This is a genomic window from Vibrio sp. 970 (assembly GCF_033339075.1).
The window spans coordinates 1-609 of sequence record NZ_JAWOTW010000517.1 but is presented as its reverse complement, the minus strand read 5'-3'; the positions used below and the strand labels follow the sequence as shown (position 1 = coordinate 609).

At 42.9% G+C, this 609-nt stretch carries 1 protein-coding gene; it reads right to left on the bottom strand.

Going from position 1 to position 609, the window contains the following annotated elements; translation table 11 throughout:
* The coding region (locus R7Q11_RS27625; protein ID WP_225467164.1) for an EAL domain-containing protein at window positions 1–609 on the bottom strand (609 nt) is incomplete at both ends.

Here is a 609-nt window from a genome sequence, read left to right as displayed (position 1 = left end):
ATGGCATTCAATACGGATGCACTCACACTTTGAATGCCTATTGTTTCAACAAAACACTTGTCGATTTTCAAATAATCAATTTTCATGTGCTGCAAAAATGCTAACGACGTTTGCCCAGTTCCAAAGTCGTCGATCAGTACATCAATTCCGTGCACACGCAACGCTGCAATATGCTTCCTTGCTTCCCCATTGATCAACTGACGCTCCGTAATTTCGATGCCGAGCGACACATTATTCTCACTTAGCTTCCTGTGGATGAGTTGCAGTTTTCTTATTACATGAGAACCGACAAGGTAGCCAGGGGGCACATTGACACCAAGATGCACCGGATGAGTAAACGTCAGTTTGGAGAAATCGTCCGCAGCTTTTTCTAAAACGTAGTCAGTTAGCAACGATACTAACCCGTTCTGTTCTGCCGCAGGAACAAATTCATCTGGAGCAATAAAACCTTTTTGTTGATGCTCCCAGCGTATCAGCGCTTCGTAACCAAACACGCGTCCGCTTTCAACATCAATTTGAGGCTGGTAATACAAGGTTAATTCGTTTTTTTTCAGTGCTTTTTTTAGTTCTGCAAGAAGGTTTCTTTGCGGATCGACAAACTTGTTTAAC